This is a genomic window from Candidatus Flexifilum breve (assembly GCF_016713355.1).
The window spans coordinates 1,281,859-1,299,392 of record NZ_JADJPI010000035.1 but is presented as its reverse complement, the minus strand read 5'-3'; the positions used below and the strand labels follow the sequence as shown (position 1 = coordinate 1,299,392).

The following is a 17,534-nucleotide window of genomic DNA, read 5'->3' as shown; positions in this document are numbered from 1 at the left end:
AAATTCATGGCAACTCTGTTGACAGGTGGCATGATTCTCGGATTAGGGCAGGTAGATCGCATTTACGACCGCGGCTACGTGGTGATCGAAAATGACCGGATTGCCGAGGTTGGCGCGGTGGCGGAGCTCCCGACGAACCGCACTTACGACGAGGTGATCGATTTCAACGGCAAGCTGCTCATGCCGGGGCTGGTCAACGCGCACACGCATACGCCGATGACGCTGTTTCGCGGGCTGGCCGAGGGCGTGTCACTGCTGACGATGGACGGGTGGTACAACACCATCCGCACGCTTGAACTCGTGCTGACCGCCGACATGATCCCCGCGTCGGTCGAAGTCGCCTGCGCGGAGATGATCCGCACGGGGACGACCACCTTTGCCGACCAGTATTTCTACATGGATCAGGTGATTCCGGTAGTAGATCGGAGCGGCCTGCGCGCGGTGCTGGCCTATGGGGTGGTTGAGCTGGCCGACCCGGTGGCGCGTGACCGGGAACTGACGGCGCTCGAAGGCTTCCTCGAAAACATCAACAGCGGCGGGTCGAGCCGGTTGCGCGGCTGGGTGGGGCCACATGCCTTCTTCGTCGACAACACGCCGGAGACCATGCAGGTCGAACGGCTGCTGGCGCAGAAGTACAACGCCGGGCTGCACATTCATATGTCGACCATCTCCGAGGAAGACGATTTCTGCGCGGAACACTACGGCACGACTGCCGTGCGCAAAATGGATGAACTGGGCATGTTCGACCGTCCGATGATCGCCGCGCACTCGCTGACCATCCCACAAGGCGATTGGAACATCCTGAGCCAGAAACCGTACTCCGTCGTCGCGTGTGCGACCGCGTGTATGCGCGCGGGGGCGGCGGCGGCACCCGTCGTCGGCATGCGCGCCGCCGGGATCAATGTCGCTATCGGCACGGATAACGTGTGCAACAACAACGACTATGACCTGTTCCTCGAAATGCGGACGCTCGCCAAGTTGGCCAGCTTCCGCGAAGGGCGACCGGGGGCGCTCTCCGCGCGGGAAGTGCTGCACATGGCGACGGCGGGCGGCGCGCAGGCGTTGGGTTTGGGCGATGACATCGGCGAGGTGGCGGTCGGCAAGAAAGCCGATCTGATTCTGCTCGATCAGTCAGAGATCGGGTGGACACCGCTGCCGACCAACTCGCCGTTCACGGCGCTGGTCTACAGCGTCAACGGGCTGCACGTCACCGATTCGCTCGTCGATGGGCGCTGGCTGCTGCGCGATCGGCAGTTGACGACGCTCGACTATCGCGCGGCGCGGGCCCAGCAAGCCGACGATGTGCGCCGTCTGTTGGAACGGCGGCAGGCGGCAGCGAACTAGGGCGTCTGCGTGCCGGAATGGTACTTCCAGCGTCCGTTATGCTGGCGAAACAGGCTGATCTCGGTAAACGAGACGTCGCGCGTGCCCGCGAACAACGTCGCGCGGAACAGCACCGAGTCGCCGACCGCCGACAACACGGCTAAATGGACAAAGTTAGTCGTTTGGCAGAAGTCCTCGATATCCCGTTTCCACTGCGCCCGGTTGGCCTGATAGTGTGGGCCGTCCGGGTGCGTCGTGTTGATGATGTAATCGGTCAAACCGAACTTATACGCGCAGTAGCGTGATCGCATAAGTCTTTCGGGTGTGGGCGGCGGCGCGCCCTTGTGCAGGGGCTGGCAGCAGGTTTTGTAGGGCTGCCCGCTGGCACAGGGGCATGGGGCATGGGGATCAGGTTTCATGGCGGCGACCTCTTCGCACGTTGACTCTGCAAGCTATTCTACCGGATTAGTCCATGGGCGTCGGTGCGGTTGATCCGCTCGGCGCTTTGCACTATGCTTGACGCCTTTACCAGCACATCCGAGGCTCCAACCATGCCCACACTGCTCTCACGCCGCCGTTTCTTACAGTTGTCCTCACTCGCCATCACGTCTGTGTTCGCGCGTAGTCTGCTCACAGCGCAGCCCGCGCACGTCCAAGCCAATGAGACGATTCTCGTCATCGGCGCGGGCATAGCCGGACTCGCCGCCGCCCGCCGTCTTCAGACCGCCGGGTACGCGGTCATCGTGCTTGAAGGCCGGGACCGCATCGGCGGGCGCGTGTGGGCGGATGACACGCTCGGCCTGCCGCTGGACTTGGGCGCGGCGTGGATTCACGGTATTGGCGGAAACCCGATCTATGATCTCGCGCGGCAGTGGGGCATCGTGACCAGCGTTACCGACTTTGACGCTTCCGCCGTGTACTATGGCGCGGATGAGCTGACCGACGAGGACTATGCCGAGGTCGAGGCGGTCGTCGAGGAGTTGTATGACGAACTGGAAGCCCTCAAAGCGGATTTGGACGAGGACGAGTCGGTTGGAGCCGCGGTTGAAGAACTGCTCGCTGACTACGGTGATCTCTCTGCGCGGGTGCTGGCAAGCGTGCGTTGGACGATCATGTCAGAAATTGGTCTAGAGATGGGCGAAGACCTCACCAATTTGTCGCTGTGGGCGTGGGACGAGGATGAAGCGCTCAGCGGGGATGATGTGGTGTTTCCCGGTGGCTACCGTCAGATCGTGGAACGCTTAGCCGAAGGGTTAGATATTCGTCTGGGGCAGGTCGTGACCGCTCTGTACCATGATGGCGCAGGCGTCGAAGTGGAGACGAGCAGCGGCGTATTCGTCGCAGACCGCGTGATCGTCACGCTGCCGCTCGGCGTGCTCCAACGGGGGCTGGTTGCATTTGATCCGCCGCTGCCGACGGCCAAGCAGACCGCAATTGACCGCATGGCAATGGGGTCGCTGGACAAGGTCGTACTGCGTTTTTCGGCTCAGTTTTGGCCAGACGAGCTGCACAGCTTCGGCGCGGCGGATCAACCGGAGGCTGAGGCGACCGAATTCTGGAATATGGCGATCCACACTGGAGCACCGATTCTGGTCGCGCTGATCGGCGGTGATGACGCGCGCCAGCTTGAGCGCACAAACGAGCAGACCGTGGTCGCGCGGATGCTGAACCACTTACGCAGCATGTTCGGTGCGGAGATTCCCGAACCGACTGCGTATGTCATCACGCGCTGGAGCTCCGATCCATTCGCTTATGGGTCGTACTCCCACATCCCGCCCGGCGCGGACTACGACGATTACGAAACGCTCGCCGCACCCGTCAGTGATCGGGTGCTATTTGCGGGTGAAGCGACGCACGCAGCATATCCGGCGACGGTGCACGGCGCGTTTCTCTCCGGTGCACGCGAAGCCGAACGCATCATCAACGGTTAGACAAAAGCAGCGCGGCGACCTGTCTGGTCGCCGCGCTGTGTTATTGGTCATGGACTGGCAGATAGATGCTGCCTGCGTACTGTTGTTACTGGTTCAGCCAGACGTTGTAGCCTTCGCCGACCACCGGGAACCACCAGAAAACGCCTGAGTAGTCTTGCACGCGGTCACTGCGCAGTGAAAAGGCGGTTTGGAAGCCGAGCGGGATAGCGTAATACTGGCTGTACAGCATATCAGCCGCTTCCATGATGAGGGGCGCGCGTTCGACCGGGTCGAGCACGGTCAGCGCTTCGACGAGCAGAGCCTGCGCCGCTTCGTCTTTCACGCCCATCGCTTCGCCCAAGCCGCCGGGACCCCAGTAGGCTTCGGTGCCGCCGATGCAGCAGAAGCCGCTGAAGGGCATCAGTTTTTCCGCGCCCGCAAAGTAATCTTCAATCCACGTGCCGAACTCCACGATTTCAAGCTGCGCGTCGATGCCGACTTCGCGGAGCTGCGTCACGACCGCTTCCATCACGCGCGGCATTTCCGGCAGGTTCCATGCTTCAATCGGGAAGCTGAGCGGTTGGCCGTCCTTGTCGAGGATGCCGTCGCCGTCCGCATCCGCCCAGCCCAGTTCCGCGAGAATCGCGCGGGAGGTGTCCGGCTCGTACGGGAAGTACTGGCACAGATCGGGGTTGAAACCGGGCCAACCGGGGCCGGTCGTGCCGCAGCCATCGACTACCACCGCGCCATAGACGGCGCGCATGATGCCGCGCCCATCAATTGCCTTGGCGACCGCTTCACGGAAGCGGACGTCCGAGAACAGCGGGACGTTGATGTTGAAGATCATCTGCGTGCCGCCCGTGATCTGTGTGTCGGCGAGAACAAAGCCGGGGGCGTCGCGGAAGCGATCAATGTCGGTGCTAGGAACGGACGCGGTCATGATGTCGATCTCGTCAGCTTCCAGCGCCAACACCTGACCAGAGTCTTCGGGAATGATGCGGAATTCCACTCCGTCCAACAGCGGACGGATGTAGAAGTCTTCGTTGCGCTGGAGCACGACGCGCTCGTCCACGACGTACTCGACGAATTCGAACGGGCCAGAGCCAATCGGGTTGGTGCGGATGGCGTCGCCGAGCTGCTCAACCGCTTCCTGCGGATAGATGGCGAGGAATGAGAGGCCGCGCGCCCCATCGAACAGCAGGCCGTCCGGCTGTGAGAGGGTCAACTTCACGGTGTAGTCGTCAAGCGCTTCAATCGATTGGTAAACGCTCGTCAGGTCAGACGGCGCAACCGTGCCCTCGCTGTTGAGCAGACGTTCCATCGAATAGACCACGTCCGCGGCCACCACTTCGCGGCCTTCACCTTCGGCGAAGACGGCGTTGCCATCCTGGAAGGTCATGCCTTGGCGTAGGTGGAAGGTGATGACCTTGCCATCTTCTTCGATGTCCCATGATTCGGCGAGATCGCCTTCATAGGCGACCGTGCCGTCGGCGAGGCGGCGGGCGCGCACGAGGAACTGGTAGACCAGCGACGACGGGTACATCGACATATCGTCAGCGATGAACACCGGGTCGAGACCGGTGAGGCTGGCGATTGCGACCCGCAGGGTGCCGCCTTCAACTGGGGTGTCCTGCGCGTCAACGATCCCGACGGCAGCCATTAACACTACGAGCATGAGCAAAAGCGTTCCGAACCGTTTCATGTAACTCCTCCAGCATTAAGTCTGTGTATTCGGATCGAGCGCGTCGCGCAGCGCATCACCGATAAGGTTGATGGCGATCACCACCAGAATGATCGCCGTGCCCGGGAGAATGCTCATCACCGGGGTGACGCGGATGAACCGTTGAGCGGCATTCAACATGGCGCCCCATTCCGGTTCGGGCGGCTGCGCGCCGAAGCCAAGAAAACTGAGCGCCGCCGCGGCAATGATCGCGCCGGCGACGCTGAAGGTCGCCTGGACGATGATGATGCTCACGCAGTTAGGCAGAATATGCCAGAACATGATGCGGAAGTTGCTCGCGCCCAGTGCGCGCGACGCGAGTACATAGTCCTGCACTTTGATTTGCAGCACGACCGAGCGCACCACCCGCGAATACTCAATCCACGAGATGGAACCGAGCACGATCATCACGTTGAACAGACCGGGACCGAGAATAGCGACCACGGCAATGGCGAGGATCAGGAACGGGAAAGCGTAGAGTATATCGACCAGCCGCATGATGATGGAATCGATCACGCCGCCATAGAAACCAGAGATGAGTCCGAGCGTCACGCCGATGGAGGCGGACAGCGCGACCACAATCAGCCCGGCGGTCAGCGATGAGCGCCCGCCGTAGATCAAGCGACTCAGCGTGTCACGCCCGAGGTCGTCGGTGCCAAGCACGTGATCGGGCGACAGCGGCGGCAGATTGCCGGCGCTGAAATCCTGTTTATACGGGTCATGCGGCGCGACCTGCGGAGCGAAGATCGCCGCGAGTACGAATACCAGCAGAATCGCGCCGCCGAAGTATGTCATTGGGTTGGCGAGCAAGCGGGCGAGCGCTCGGTTGCGACGGGGCTTGGAAATCATCTGCATAGCGCTCAACCTAAGCGGATACGTGGGTCAATCACCATGTACAGGAGATCGACGACCAGATTGGTGAGAATGTAGACGACGGAAAAGATCAGGGTCGTGCCCAGAATGAGCGGATAGTCGCGCCGCCCGATGGCGTTGATGGCGAGACGGCCCATCCCCGGCCAGGCGAAGATCGTCTCGATGATGGCCGCGCCTGCCAACAGCGCCGCGAACTGCAAGCCCATCAGCGTCACGATGGGCAAGAGGGCATTGGGGAGCAGATGCCGGAAGAGCACACGGCGCGGGTGCAGCCCTTTGCTGCGCGCGGTCGTGATATACATTTGATTGACGACTTCCAAAATCGCCGAGCGCACGATACGTGAGTTATAGCCGATCGCGCCCAGCGACACGGTGAGTGAGGGCAGCACGAGATACTGCCAGCGCTCAAACAGCAGCCCTTCACCGCGCCCGGAAGTGGGGAAGAGCTTGAATTGGATAGCGAACAAGAGGATGAGCATCGTGCCCAACCAGAAGGCGGGCACGGAGAACCCGAACAGCGCCCCGCCCATCATTATCCGGTCGATGAGCGTGCCCCGTTTGAGCGCTGCCAGCATGCCGAGCGGGATCGAGCAGACGACGATCAGACAGAAAGAGACGAGCGCCAGTTCAAGGGTCGCGCCGCTCCGCGCCATGATTTCTTCGAGGACGGGGGCGCGGGTGGTGATGCTGGTACCGAGGTCGCCGCGCAGCAGATTGCCCATGTAGCGCGCGTACTGCACGAATACCGGATCGTTCAGACCGAGATCGTTACGCATGCGTTCCAGGGTTTCGGGCGACATGTTATTGATCTGCAGACCAAAGCGTCCGACTAACGGATCACCGGGGGTGAACTGGAACAGGACGAACACGACGGTTGCCACACCGAGGAGGAGAAACGGGACAATGATTAAGCGGCGGAAGAGATACTGCATACGTAGGTCAGCTCTGATCGGTTAATGACAGCTTGAGGTTTGTGACGATGCGCCACAGCTTACGAAATATCATAGCGGACGCTTTCCTCGTGTGCAACAATTCGTGCTAGGCGTAAAATTGCTGGCACAGAAAATTGCATTCCAATCAGCGCGCGCTTTATACTGACGATAGATTGTCCAGCGGAGGAACGAAGATGGATTTGCAGCAAATTGCCCGGGAAATCCCAGATTATTCGGTCTTTCTCACTATTGACGAGATGGTCGCTTCGACGCACCAACTGCACGCTGACTACCCGGAACTCACCGAACTGCGCGTCGTCGGGCACACCCGCCGCGGTGACCCGATTGAGCTGCTGACGATCAAAGGCGGCGAACGGTCGGCGTTCGTGTTCGGCGGGCCGCACCCCAATGAGCCGATCGGCTGTATGACAGTAGAATTCCTCACGCGCCGCCTGTGCGAAGACGCAGCGCTGCGGGAAGAACTGGGCTATACGTGGCATTTCATCAAGTCGATTGACAGCGATGGCATGCGCCTCAATGAAGGCTGGTTCAAAGGGCCTTTCACGCCAACCAACTACGCGCGGCATTTCTTCCGTCCGGCAGCCTTCGATCAGGTCGAATGGACGTTCCCAATTGAGTACAAAACGCTCAAATTTGACGCGGCGCTGCCCGAAACTGAGGCGCTCATGCGCGTGATTGATGAGGTCAAGCCGGATCTACTGTATTCGCTGCATAACGCCGGGTTTGGCGGCGTGTACTACTACATATCGGATCGCTGCGCCCCGCTCTATGACTTGTTCCACCAGATCCCGGAATGGTTTGAGCTGGCGCTCGATTTAGGCGAACCGGAAGTGCCCTTCGCCGAGTCATTCGCGCCCGCGGTGTATCGCATTATCGACATGCGCGACTTCTACGAATATCTGGTGCAGAACGGCGCGCCGAACCCGGAAGCGGTGATTCAATCCGGCACGTCGAGTGCCGACTATGCGGCGAAGTACGGCACGTTCTTCCTCGTGGTGGAAATGCCTTACTATGACGATCCGCGCGTCAACGACCAGTCGCTGACAGACACGTTGCGCCGTGATGCGATCTTGAAGGGGTTGGACGCGCAGGACGAGTTTGACGACTGGACGGAAGCACAGCTTGAATTGATACGCGCCGATCTCACGCTGGAAACCCCGATTTCCCGCGCGGTGAACGCCTTCCTGAAATCAGGGAAATCGTATCGCGAGGCGGAACGGCAGTGGGCAGCGACCGCGGAAGATACCAACCGCCCGGCGACCAACGCCGAGGTCTTCAGCAACCTCCTGAGCAAACCGTTCTATCGCCTGCTGATGCATGGCATGTTCATGCGCATGCTCGGCGAGGAAGTCGCCGCGGGCAACCCGAGTCCGGCCATCGCCGCGGCGTATGCCGAAGCACAGCAGCGGCTGGAAGAAGCGGGCGCCCGCCTTGAATCCCAGTTGAACTATCGCGCGCTGCCGATTCGCAGCCTGGTTGGCGTGCAGACGTGTGTTGGTTTGGCGACTGCAGCTTATATTTCGGCGCAGAAGCGCGGGTAAAGCACAACCCTCCTCCGTTTCCGAAAGTATAGGGGCAGACCTGTGTGTCTGCCCAGCTGTGGGCGCACACGCAGGTGCGCCCCTACAATCCCCTTCTGATCAATCACATTTCCGGTTTGACAGCTTCGGCAGCTCGGGTGGTTACCGGCGCGGACGTCGTCGCGACGATCGGGAGTTCGAGATAGCTCGGATGATCGGCATCGTGATACAGCGTGATGTGCGCGGTGCGCGCGTCCGCCCCGGTTTCCTCCGCGACCACGCCGCCGCTGTTATAGTTCTTCTGCAGTTGGATCGAATTCGGGCTGGCGAAGGTGAGGCGCAGGCGGCTGCCCTTGCTCACCAGGCGCGAGAAGAACATGAAGCTGTCGAACTCGTAGCAGATGATTTCGCCGGGTGTGACCAGCTTCTCCACCTTCATCGACTCCCGGTAACGGGCGCGTTTCAGGTCGCGCGTGAGCTGGATATAGCCTCCATCGGGCAGAATCTCCGCCAAGGTCACCATGAAATCGGTATCCGGCACGTCGATTTGCACCCACGCCGTGAGCTTCACAAATCCGCTGATCTCGGTCGCTTCGGCGAAGGGCGCGCTGTGGTAGACCAAGCCGCCGCCGAACAGGTTGAGGTCGGCGGTCTGATCGACGAGGTAGTTCTCGTCGCCATCCTCTTTTTCTGCGTCGCCGGGCCGGGTATCAAGCGGATCATAGATGTAGCTGTCCGAGGGCGAGACGCTGGGGAGATCAGACTTCAACGTGCCGGAGACGAAGACATCGTTCGCTGTGCCGGGCGAGTCGAGGTACAACCGCCGCGTTTCGGAGGCAAGTGTTTCCAAACTGTCGGCATATTTCCACTCATTGGAGCCGAGGACGTAGTAGGCGACCCGCTGTTTGAGAAACGCGGGTTTCTGACCGCCTTTGAGCGTCCAGTCGTACCAGTCCTTGTGCAGTTGATGCATGTCGACCATCGATGCTTCGCCGAAGTCGAGCCCGCCGACATGCCGGTTAGGTGTGCGCGTTCCGGCATGATCCCACGGACCGACAATTAGGTAATGCTCGGCACGGGAGGGCGACTGCGACGCCATGTGGTGTTTGTAATAGGCGAACGCGCCCGGTTGATCGCCGTCATAATGCCCGGTGATCGTGAGGATCGGCATGTCGATCCGGTCATACTCTTCCGGCTTGATCGCCAGCGGTTCCCAGAATTCATCAATGCGATGGTGGGCGACCCACGTTTGCCACTGCGTGGAGAAATTGCCGACGATCTGGTCAAACGTTTTGAAGGCGGCGTGCGTCCGGTAGAGTTCGCGATACTTCGCCGTCCAGAAGGCGGTGTCGGCAAACAGACTCATGTTGGGTGTGACGCCGCTGGTGAAGGTCATCCAGCGCAGCACGTAGGGGTAGGCGACATTGTTGGTCATCGGGAAATCGACGCCCATGTGCGCAGACGCCACCGGGACAATCGTCTTGAGGTGCGGCGGTTGTTCGCGCAGCGTCATCCATTGATCGAAGCCGCCATAGGAGCCGCCCCACATCGTCACCTGACCATCGCACCATGGCTGCGCGGCGAACCATTCGACCAGATCGTAGCCGTCGCGCCCTTCGTTGAAATTGGGGATGAATTCGCCGCCGGAATTGCCGCGTCCCCGGCAGTCAACCGAGGCGAAGACATAGCCGTTGTGCGAGAAATAGGCGGCGCGGATGTGATACGAATCGGCGATGTAGGGTGTCAGCAGAAAGATCACGGGCAGCGGCGGCGCGTTTTTGGGGCGCATAATCGTGGCGTTGAGCTGCACGCCGTCGCGCATCGGGATTTTCACGCCCCACATGAGCTGCACGGCATCGTCGGGTTGGGGGGTGGTGGACGCAGGGGCGTCGGTACCCCAGTCTGGACTACGGTACATCATTTCCTCCGCATAAAGTGTTGTTGGCGAACGCGCCCGGTACACAGATCAAAGCCGCTGATCTGGCCGGTGGTATCGCGGGTGAACAGAAGATCGGCGCGGGCATCGGGTGACGCGGCCAGAAAGCCATCGATGACGGTCGGCGTGAGCGCCAGCTTGCCATGTTTGACATGGGCGAGCTGCAAACGCTCACTGTCGCGCTCGACTGTGTAAGTCGTATCCAGTTCAGCACTGTGATACGTGCCGACATATTCCGCCAGCGTATCCGCAGTCAGTTGGGCAGGGTCGATAGCAGTATAGACTCTTGGTCTGCCGATGCCGCTCTCCGCATAGACTTCCAGCCGGCGCGGCGCAGCGACAAACTGCACTTCGAAGCCCCAGCCCGCCGCGACAAAGCGATCCGTACCGAGCGGGGTCAACGGAATGTCGAAGCCGGGGACATACGGGATGACCAGACCGCTGTCACGCAGGTCGATTTGACGGGTTTCCAGCGAGTTGACATCGCGATACAGCCCGACATTGGCCTTGAGTAGGGCGGTATCGACACTTACGGCTGCGGCTTGGTTTGTCGGCGTGAGGTGTTCCGCGAGCAGCACGTCGGCGATCTGACGCGTCAACAGCTTGGGGTTCATCGTGCCGAGGTTGCAGAACAGGATGATCGCAAGATCGTGCTCGGGGAAGGCGACGAAATCGGAGCGGTAGCCCGCGTCTGCGCCGCTGTGCCCGAAGGCGCGCGCTCCCCGGTAGGGCGCGACACTCACGCCGAGCGCATAGTCGAGCACTGTGCCGTCGTTGAGCACGCCCGGCGTCAGCATCTGCTCGATCACCGCATGGCCGCCCACGCGCGGGTCGGCGTAGTTGTTCGCCCACAGCGCCAGGTCTTCGACGGTCGTGAAGAGGCTGCTCGCACCAATAGTGTCGAAGTTGGGAATGCTGACGCGGAAACCGCCGCCCGGTCGTGGGAGATAGCCGTAGGCCCGTCCCGGCACGATTTCGCTGTGATCATCGTGGAAATGTGTGTGGGTCATGCCGAGCGGCGCGAAGATGCGGTCATGTGTGAAGGCCCGAAAGCTCATCCCGGAGACGCGTTCGACAATGAGCGCGAGCAGGGTGTAGCCGGTGTTGCTGTAGAGAAATTCCGCGCCCGGCGCGAAATTCAGCGTCTGTTGGCGGCAGGCCAGGTAGAGTACGTCGGCGTTGGTCTTGAGATCCTCTTCGCGCCAGCCCGCGAGAAACAGCAAATCCCATTGGTCGCGCAGTCCGCTGGTGTGGTTGGCGAGGTGGCGCAGTGTGATTCGCGCGCCGTAATCCGGCAGTTCGGGCAGGTACTGGCGCACATCGTCGTCATAGGTGAGGCGGCCATCCTGTTCGAGCAGGGCGATGGCCAGCGCGGTGAACTGCTTGGAGATCGAAGCGATATGGAAGACGGACGCGGGCGTGATCGGTACCGCGTATTCGAGATGCGCTCTGCCATAGCCGCGGGCATAGGTGATGCGTCCGTGCTGGACGACGGCGAGGGCGCAGCCGGGGCAATCGGGCTTGTCCCATTCGGCGAAGAGCGGGTCAATCAATTCGGCGAAAGACATGGACAGCTCCAGTCAGGTGTGCGGTTGTCAGACGTTCAATGCAGGCTTTGGCACCGCTCCCACCTTGGTGGGAGCGGTGCGGGTTATTGATGGAGGAGCGCGTCAGCTATTGGGCGAGCGTCCACTGTTCAATGCGCGAAGCACCATATGGGTCCCACGGGCCGGGGGTGATGTTCTGGATGCGATTGTTGTGCACAAAGCGCGCAGCCGTCGAGATGGTGTAGTCGTAGGGCATGTCTTCAAGTGCGATGGCCTGCACCTGCTGGTAGATCGGCGCGCGGTCAGCCGCGGCGCAGCCGGGTACGGCGCGACCAGAAGCCAGCAGTTCATCCATCTGCGGGTTGTTGTACGAGGCGATATTCAAGCCCGCAAGGGGGATATCCTGCGCGCTGTTCAACATCATATTGGCGATGAAATCCGGTTCCGGGATGCCGCCCGAGATGCTGAGGTAGAAGGCATCGTACGTCTGCGCCAGCAAGCGCGCGCCGACCAGCGACTGCCATTCCGCGCCGTTGAGATTCACGCGGAAGCCGATCTGCCCGAGCTGATCCTGAATGATCAGCGCTGTACCGTCGATCAGGCTGTCGCCCGCGGGGTAGTCGAGCTGGAATTCCAGCGGCACGCCGTCTTTTTCACGCACGCCGTCGCCGTCGCTGTCCACCCAACCGGCGGCTTCGAGCAGCGCTGCCGCGCCTTCGGGATCATAGGCGATGGGGGCGAGGTCCGCTGCGTACGCCCAGCTAATCACCGGCGGCACCGGGCCAACCGAGCGCACGGCACCTTCGCCGGCGAGCGCCAGCAGGGCATCGTGATCATAGCCCATCGCGTACGCTTGCCGGACGGCCACGTCGCCGAAAATTGGGTGGGCACCTTGGTCGACCGGGTTGCCATCGGCATCGTAGGCGGGCTGCGGATTGGTCGGATCGGCGAGGTTGAAGGTGGTGAAGGCGACTGTGTTGAGCGCGAAACGGTTGATCGTCAGATTGGGATTAGCCGCGGCGGCGGGATCCTGATCGGCAGTGATGGCGCTGAGATCGACTCCCCCGCCCATGAGGGACTGGAACGCCACTTCGGTATCGGGGATGATCTGGAAGACGATATTTTCGATCTGCGGCTGACCCTTCCAGTAGTTGGGGTTCGCGCGCATGCGGATGAACTCGTCCGGGGCATGCTCGTCGAAGATATACGGGCCACCGGCGATATCCGGCGCGGTGTTGATGGCCGCGGTGTTGAAGTCGCTGAAGTCCGCGGCGAACTTGTGCGCGGGCATGATGCCCCAGCCGAGGTTGCCGAGGAATGTGCAGTCGACCTGTGGCAGCACGATTTCCAGCGTCTTGTCATCAATGACGTTGATCGACGTCCAGTTGTACTGCCCGGCCATGAAGCTGCCGACTACCGGTGACTGCGAGGCTTCCAACGTGAACTTGACGTCATTCGCGGTGATCGGCAGACCATCGCTCCAGAGCGCGTCGGGTTCGATGTTGAACGTGTAGGTCAGGCCATCATCCGACACGGTCCAACTCGCCAGATTCGGGAGCAGTTCCCCGGTCTGCGGGTCGGTTGTGATGAGGGTCGGCCACATGAACGAGGTGACGAAGTTGGTCACGGAGGTCTGCGCAAAGGCGTTGTAGCCCTGCGTATCCGCGTTGATGGCGAAAACGACGGTGTTCGCATCGCTTTGGGCGAAGACACTGCTGCTCAGCGCCAGCGCCAGCATCAGTACCACGAGTAGAACCTGTAAGCGTTTCATTGGTCTTTTCTCCCCCTAGGGCAAAAAAAGGCGTGCTAGACGACAGCAGGAATAATGAGGCTGCAGAAGTTTAAGTTACCATGCCACACATGTCCTGCACAAATTATTGCACAATCGTCATGTCTATGCTATGTTCATTTCACTGCTTCAACTGTTCGTCCGGGTAAACTTATGTATTTGTTGGTGATGCGGCGGTTGATTGTCGCCATTCCCACCCTGTTCGGAATTACCGTCATTTCCTACCTGCTCGTACTGGCAGCACCGGGCGATCCTGTGTCGATGCTCGCCTTTAACCCGCGCGCGACGCCGGAAGGTCTGGAACAGCAGCGCCGTCTACTGGGACTCGACCAGTCTCCCCTCAATCAATACCTTTACTGGCTGATCGGCAATGACTTCACGCAGATCGATGTGGACGCTGATGGTACGCCGGATGTGCAAGGCGCGCGCCGCGGGCTGCTGCGCGGCGATCTCGGCGAGTCGCTGACCTACAAGCGCCCCGTGCTCGACCTGATCCTCGAACGAGTCCCGGCTACGCTGCGCATCACCCTGCCGTCGTTTCTGATTGTGTACGGGTTGGGCACCGTGATTGGGCTGCTGTCAGCGGTCAATCACAATGGTTGGTTCGACCAGATCGCGCGGCTGCTCTCGGTGTTGGGCACGGTCGTGCCGAGCTTCTGGCTGGCGCTCATCCTGATCATCATCTTCAGCGTGCAGTTGGGCTGGCTGCCGCTCACCGGCATGCGCGATGTCACCAGTTCAGGCGAAGTGTCGCTGGTGGAAATGCTGCCGTATATGGTGCTGCCGATTGTGGTGCTGTCCTTCGGCGGGATTGCCTCGCTCATTCGTTACGTCCGCGCCAGCGCCCTCGAAGTGATGGGGCAGGACTACGTGCGTACCGCGCAGGCCAAGGGGCTGCGCAATCAGACGGTCTGGGGACGGCATGTCATCCGCAACGCGCTGATGCCCGTCGCCACCTTCATCGGGCCGTCGTTCAGCGGCATGTTGAGCGGCGCGGTCATCATCGAAACGCTGTTCAGTTGGCCGGGGATGGGGCGCTTGTCGATTCAGGCGGCACTTGCCCGCGACTACCCGCTGGTGATGGGCTTTGTCGTGGTCGGCGCGGTGCTGTACATCATCGGCCTGCTCATCTCCGACATTCTATATGGTTTGCTCGATCCGAGAGTTCGGTTGAACTGATGGCTAATATCACGTCGATCTCGCAGCCCTATCAAGGAAACAAGCGTCCCATTCGCAATCTCTTCTGGCAGCGGGCCGTGCGCCGTTTGCTGCGCGATTATCTGACGCTGTTCGCGCTGTTCGGCGTGCTCAGCCTCGCGCTGCTGTGTGTGTTTGGCCCGCCGATCATCGAACAGGCGCTGAATATCAATCCGAATCGCACGGCGGTCACCGACCGCTACCTGCCGCCGAATCCGGCGCATCCGCTCGGCACGGACAACGTCGGACGCGATCAACTCGTGCGTCTGCTGTACGGCGGGCGGATCTCGCTGGCGATTGCCAGTGTCGGCAGTCTGCTGACCATTGGCATCGGCGTGCTCTCGGGGTTGATCGCGGGCTATTACGGCGGCGCGGTCGATGCGCTGCTGCGCTGGATTATCAGCACCCTGGAATCGATCCCGGTCTTCTTTTTGCTGATCGTCGTCACGACGATCTGGTCGCCAAGTCCGGAGACGCTGGTCGTGCTCGTGGCCTTTCTCGGGTGGAGCGCGACGGCGCGCCTCGTGCGCGGTGAAGTGCTGTCGCTGCGGGAGCGTGATTATGTGCTCGCAGCGCGGGCGCTGGGCGCGCCCAACTGGCGCATCATGCTAACGCACCTGCTGCCGAATCTGTTCCCGATTGTGATCGTCGCCCTCACCATCAACGCCGGTTCGCTGATCCTAGTCGAGTCCGGGTTGAGCTTTTTGGGCTTGGGCGTGCAGCCACCGACGCCGACGTGGGGCAACATGCTGACGGATGCGCGCGCCAATTTTTACCGAGGTACATACCTCATCGTGTGGCCGGGCATCATGATTGCGGTGACCGTGCTCTGTTTTTATTTGGTGGGTGATGGTTTGCGCGACGCGCTTGATCCGCGTCGGCAGTAGAACTTCGCAGTGCATTGAGATAGGAGATTTATTTCATGGATCATCAGGACGCGCAGAGCACACTGGCTGAGGCGCTGGCAGGCTGGCTCCCGGGTAAGATGGCCGAATGGAAAGTCCCGGGCATGGGGATCGCGGTCGTCAAAGATGGCGAGGTCATTCATGCGGCGGGCTACGGCGTGCGCGATATTGAAACCGGCCAGCCCGTGACCGCCGATACGATCTTCGCGATTGGTTCATCGAGCAAGGCGTTCACCGCCGCGTCAGTCGCCGCGCTGGTCGACGAAGGCAAGCTCGAATGGGATAAGCCCGTGCGCGAGTACCTGCCCAGCTTCAAACTCAAAGATGATTTCGCCTCGGCGCGGATGACGCCGCGTGATCTGCTGTGCCATCGTTCCGGCCTGCCGCGCCATGACCTGATGTGGTACAACTCGACGGCCACCCGCGATCAACTGCTCGAACGCCTGCAGTATCTCGAACCGACCCACGATTTCCGCGCCGTCTGGCAATACCAGAACCTGATGTATCTGACGGCGGGCTATCTGGCGGGCAAGGCCAACGGGACCACATGGGAAGAGGTTGTGCGGACACGGCTGTTTGAACCGCTCGGCATGCAGACGGCTCAGTTCTCGGTCACCGAGTCGCAGCAAGCCGCTGACTTCGCGCGGCCACATGCGGAACGGGAAAACGAACTGCGTGGAATTGATTTCCGCGACATCACCACGATTGGCCCGGCGGGTTCGATCAATGCCAGCGCGCGCGAAATGGCGCAGTGGGTCAAACTGCATTTGGGCAAGGGCAAGCTCGGCGACAAGCAGGTCATGTCTGAGAGCAGCATGCGTCAGATGCACACGCCGCAGATGGTGATCACGGATCCGTTGTGGAATGAGATGTACGGCAGCGATCTGGTCAGCTATGGGTTGGGCTGGTTCATCCACACCTTCCACGGCGAGACCATGCTCCAGCACGGCGGCAACATTGACGGCTTCTCGGCGCTCGTGTCGTTCATGCCGGGGCGCAATGTCGGCGTGGTCACGCTGACCAACCTGAACACCAATTTCCTGACGATGGCGACCAGCTTCTACATCTACGAGCATGTGCTGGGCTTGGAAAAAAACGACTGGCACGGCAAGCTGAAGAGCTTCGTCGACAAGATGAAGGGTGAGGCCGCCAAGGCTAAAGATCAGAGTGCCAGCGACCGCAAGCCGGACACGCAGCCCTCACATTCGCTGGTCGATTACGCAGGCGACTTTCAACACCCCGGCTACGGTGTGGTGAGCATCACCGAGGCGGAGGGCCAACTGAGCGCGACCTACAACCGCCTCAAGATGCCGCTCACGCACTACCACTACGACATCTTCGAAGGCGGGCCAGAAGGCGTCGACGCCACGTTCAAGTTCCAGTTCCATCTCGATTTGAAGGGGAACGTGGACAAGCTATCGGTGCAGATCGAACCGCAGGTCGCGCCAGCCATGTTCAGCCGCATGGCTGATGCCAGCCTCAAGAATAAGACGTTCCTAGAGCAGTTTGTCGGCGAATACGAAGTGATGGGCATGACGATCAGCGTCAGTCTGCGCGGGGAAGATATACTGCTGGCGTCGGTGCCGGGGCAGGGCGATGTCGTGCTGGAACCGTATCAGGGCACGACGTTCAACCTCAAAGGACTGCCCGGTTTCAGCCTCGAATTTGTGATCGCCGATGGCGTCGTCACCGACGTGAAGATCAGCCAGCCGAACGGTACGTTCAGCGGCAAGAAGCGCGCCGCCGAGTCGGCGTAAAACAGAAATGACCCGTGCTTGTGCGCACGGGTTAAGCTGAATATGTGCTAGTATCTGTGCAAAATCCGGTTACTTTGCACGAAACGGTGCGCTGTGTGGAAGTG

The 17,534-nt window shown here is 60.8% G+C and carries 13 protein-coding genes; 6 read left to right on the top strand and 7 right to left on the bottom strand.

The annotated features are described in order from the left end of the window. The first annotated feature begins 6 nt into the window (after positions 1-6). Entirely contained in the window at positions 7-1,344 is a 1,338-nt protein-coding gene (locus IPK17_RS28545) for an amidohydrolase family protein (protein ID WP_343421097.1), read from the top strand. On the opposite strand, the gene IPK17_RS28540 is transcribed toward IPK17_RS28545, so the two are convergent. Further along, positions 1,341-1,742, bottom strand: coding sequence for a YchJ family protein (locus IPK17_RS28540; RefSeq protein ID WP_343421096.1), 402 nt, complete (start codon positions 1,740-1,742; stop codon positions 1,341-1,343). The genes IPK17_RS28545 and IPK17_RS28540 overlap by 4 nt on opposite strands. A gap of 132 nt (positions 1,743-1,874) precedes the next feature. Between IPK17_RS28540 and IPK17_RS28535 the strand changes: the two genes are divergently transcribed. Then, positions 1,875-3,254 carry a flavin monoamine oxidase family protein gene (locus tag IPK17_RS28535; protein ID WP_343421095.1) on the top strand — a complete coding sequence of 460 codons (1,380 nt, stop codon included), beginning with the start codon at positions 1,875-1,877 and terminating at the stop codon, positions 3,252-3,254. Positions 3,255-3,339: 85 nt separating this feature from the next. Here the strand turns inward: IPK17_RS28535 and IPK17_RS28530 are convergent, their stop codons facing one another. Genes IPK17_RS28530 through IPK17_RS28520 form a run of 3 tightly spaced genes read right to left on the bottom strand, consistent with a single transcriptional unit; the run spans position 3,340 to position 6,758 of the window. After that, entirely contained in the window at positions 3,340-4,935 is a 1,596-nt protein-coding gene (locus tag IPK17_RS28530) for an ABC transporter substrate-binding protein (protein ID WP_343421094.1), read from the bottom strand. Positions 4,936-4,950: 15 nt separating this feature from the next. After that, on the bottom strand, positions 4,951-5,808 hold the full coding sequence (locus tag IPK17_RS28525; protein ID WP_343421093.1) for an ABC transporter permease: 858 nt from the start codon (positions 5,806-5,808) through the stop codon (positions 4,951-4,953). A gap of 5 nt (positions 5,809-5,813) precedes the next feature. Beyond that, positions 5,814-6,758, bottom strand: a complete 945-nt coding sequence (locus tag IPK17_RS28520) for an ABC transporter permease (RefSeq protein ID WP_343421092.1) — start codon at positions 6,756-6,758, stop codon at positions 5,814-5,816. 194 nt (positions 6,759-6,952) lie between these two features. Between IPK17_RS28520 and IPK17_RS28515 the strand changes: the two genes are divergently transcribed. After that, on the top strand, positions 6,953-8,320 hold the full coding sequence (locus IPK17_RS28515; RefSeq protein ID WP_343421091.1) for a M14 family zinc carboxypeptidase: 1,368 nt from the start codon (positions 6,953-6,955) through the stop codon (positions 8,318-8,320). A 103-nt stretch (positions 8,321-8,423) separates the two neighbouring features. Here the strand turns inward: IPK17_RS28515 and IPK17_RS28510 are convergent, their stop codons facing one another. The 3 genes from IPK17_RS28510 to IPK17_RS28500 form a co-directional block, all read right to left on the bottom strand. Beyond that, positions 8,424-10,220 carry a CocE/NonD family hydrolase gene (locus IPK17_RS28510; protein ID WP_343421090.1) on the bottom strand — a complete coding sequence of 599 codons (1,797 nt, stop codon included), beginning with the start codon at positions 10,218-10,220 and terminating at the stop codon, positions 8,424-8,426. Continuing rightward, a complete protein-coding gene (locus IPK17_RS28505) occupies positions 10,217-11,803 on the bottom strand; it encodes a serine hydrolase domain-containing protein (RefSeq protein WP_343421089.1) in 1,587 nt (528 codons plus the stop codon). Before IPK17_RS28505 ends, IPK17_RS28510 begins: the two co-directional genes overlap by 4 nt. Before the next feature lie 106 nt (positions 11,804-11,909). Continuing rightward, positions 11,910-13,553: an ABC transporter substrate-binding protein gene (locus IPK17_RS28500; RefSeq protein WP_343421088.1), complete on the bottom strand. Its 1,644-nt coding sequence runs from the start codon at positions 13,551-13,553 to the stop codon at positions 11,910-11,912. Between the two features lie 171 nt (positions 13,554-13,724). Here IPK17_RS28500 and IPK17_RS28495 point away from each other — a divergent pair, with 171 nt between their 5' ends. The 3 genes from IPK17_RS28495 to IPK17_RS28485 are packed head-to-tail and all read left to right on the top strand — an operon-like array spanning position 13,725 to position 17,430. Further along, a complete protein-coding gene (locus IPK17_RS28495; protein ID WP_343421087.1) occupies positions 13,725-14,750 on the top strand; it encodes an ABC transporter permease in 1,026 nt (341 codons plus the stop codon). Continuing rightward, positions 14,750-15,655 carry an ABC transporter permease gene (locus IPK17_RS28490; RefSeq protein WP_343421086.1) on the top strand — a complete coding sequence of 302 codons (906 nt, stop codon included), beginning with the start codon at positions 14,750-14,752 and terminating at the stop codon, positions 15,653-15,655. Before IPK17_RS28495 ends, IPK17_RS28490 begins: the two co-directional genes overlap by 1 nt. 35 nt (positions 15,656-15,690) lie before the next feature. Then, the gene (locus IPK17_RS28485) at positions 15,691-17,430 is read left to right on the top strand and encodes a serine hydrolase (protein ID WP_343421085.1); all 1,740 of its coding nucleotides are present in this window, start codon (positions 15,691-15,693) and stop codon (positions 17,428-17,430) included. Positions 17,431-17,534: the final 104 nt, after the last annotated feature.

Coding starts and splice junctions, on each gene's coding strand:
- IPK17_RS28545 (WP_343421097.1), top strand. CDS start 7: ATGGCAACTCTGTTGACAGGTGGCATGATTCTCGGATTAGGGCAGGTA.
- IPK17_RS28540 (WP_343421096.1), bottom strand. CDS start 1,742: ATGAAACCTGATCCCCATGCCCCATGCCCCTGTGCCAGCGGGCAGCCC.
- IPK17_RS28535 (WP_343421095.1), top strand. CDS start 1,875: ATGCCCACACTGCTCTCACGCCGCCGTTTCTTACAGTTGTCCTCACTC.
- IPK17_RS28530 (WP_343421094.1), bottom strand. CDS start 4,935: ATGAAACGGTTCGGAACGCTTTTGCTCATGCTCGTAGTGTTAATGGCT.
- IPK17_RS28525 (WP_343421093.1), bottom strand. CDS start 5,808: ATGCAGATGATTTCCAAGCCCCGTCGCAACCGAGCGCTCGCCCGCTTG.
- IPK17_RS28520 (WP_343421092.1), bottom strand. CDS start 6,758: ATGCAGTATCTCTTCCGCCGCTTAATCATTGTCCCGTTTCTCCTCCTC.
- IPK17_RS28515 (WP_343421091.1), top strand. CDS start 6,953: ATGGATTTGCAGCAAATTGCCCGGGAAATCCCAGATTATTCGGTCTTT.
- IPK17_RS28510 (WP_343421090.1), bottom strand. CDS start 10,220: ATGATGTACCGTAGTCCAGACTGGGGTACCGACGCCCCTGCGTCCACC.
- IPK17_RS28505 (WP_343421089.1), bottom strand. CDS start 11,803: ATGTCTTTCGCCGAATTGATTGACCCGCTCTTCGCCGAATGGGACAAG.
- IPK17_RS28500 (WP_343421088.1), bottom strand. CDS start 13,553: ATGAAACGCTTACAGGTTCTACTCGTGGTACTGATGCTGGCGCTGGCG.
- IPK17_RS28495 (WP_343421087.1), top strand. CDS start 13,725: ATGTATTTGTTGGTGATGCGGCGGTTGATTGTCGCCATTCCCACCCTG.
- IPK17_RS28490 (WP_343421086.1), top strand. CDS start 14,750: ATGGCTAATATCACGTCGATCTCGCAGCCCTATCAAGGAAACAAGCGT.
- IPK17_RS28485 (WP_343421085.1), top strand. CDS start 15,691: ATGGATCATCAGGACGCGCAGAGCACACTGGCTGAGGCGCTGGCAGGC.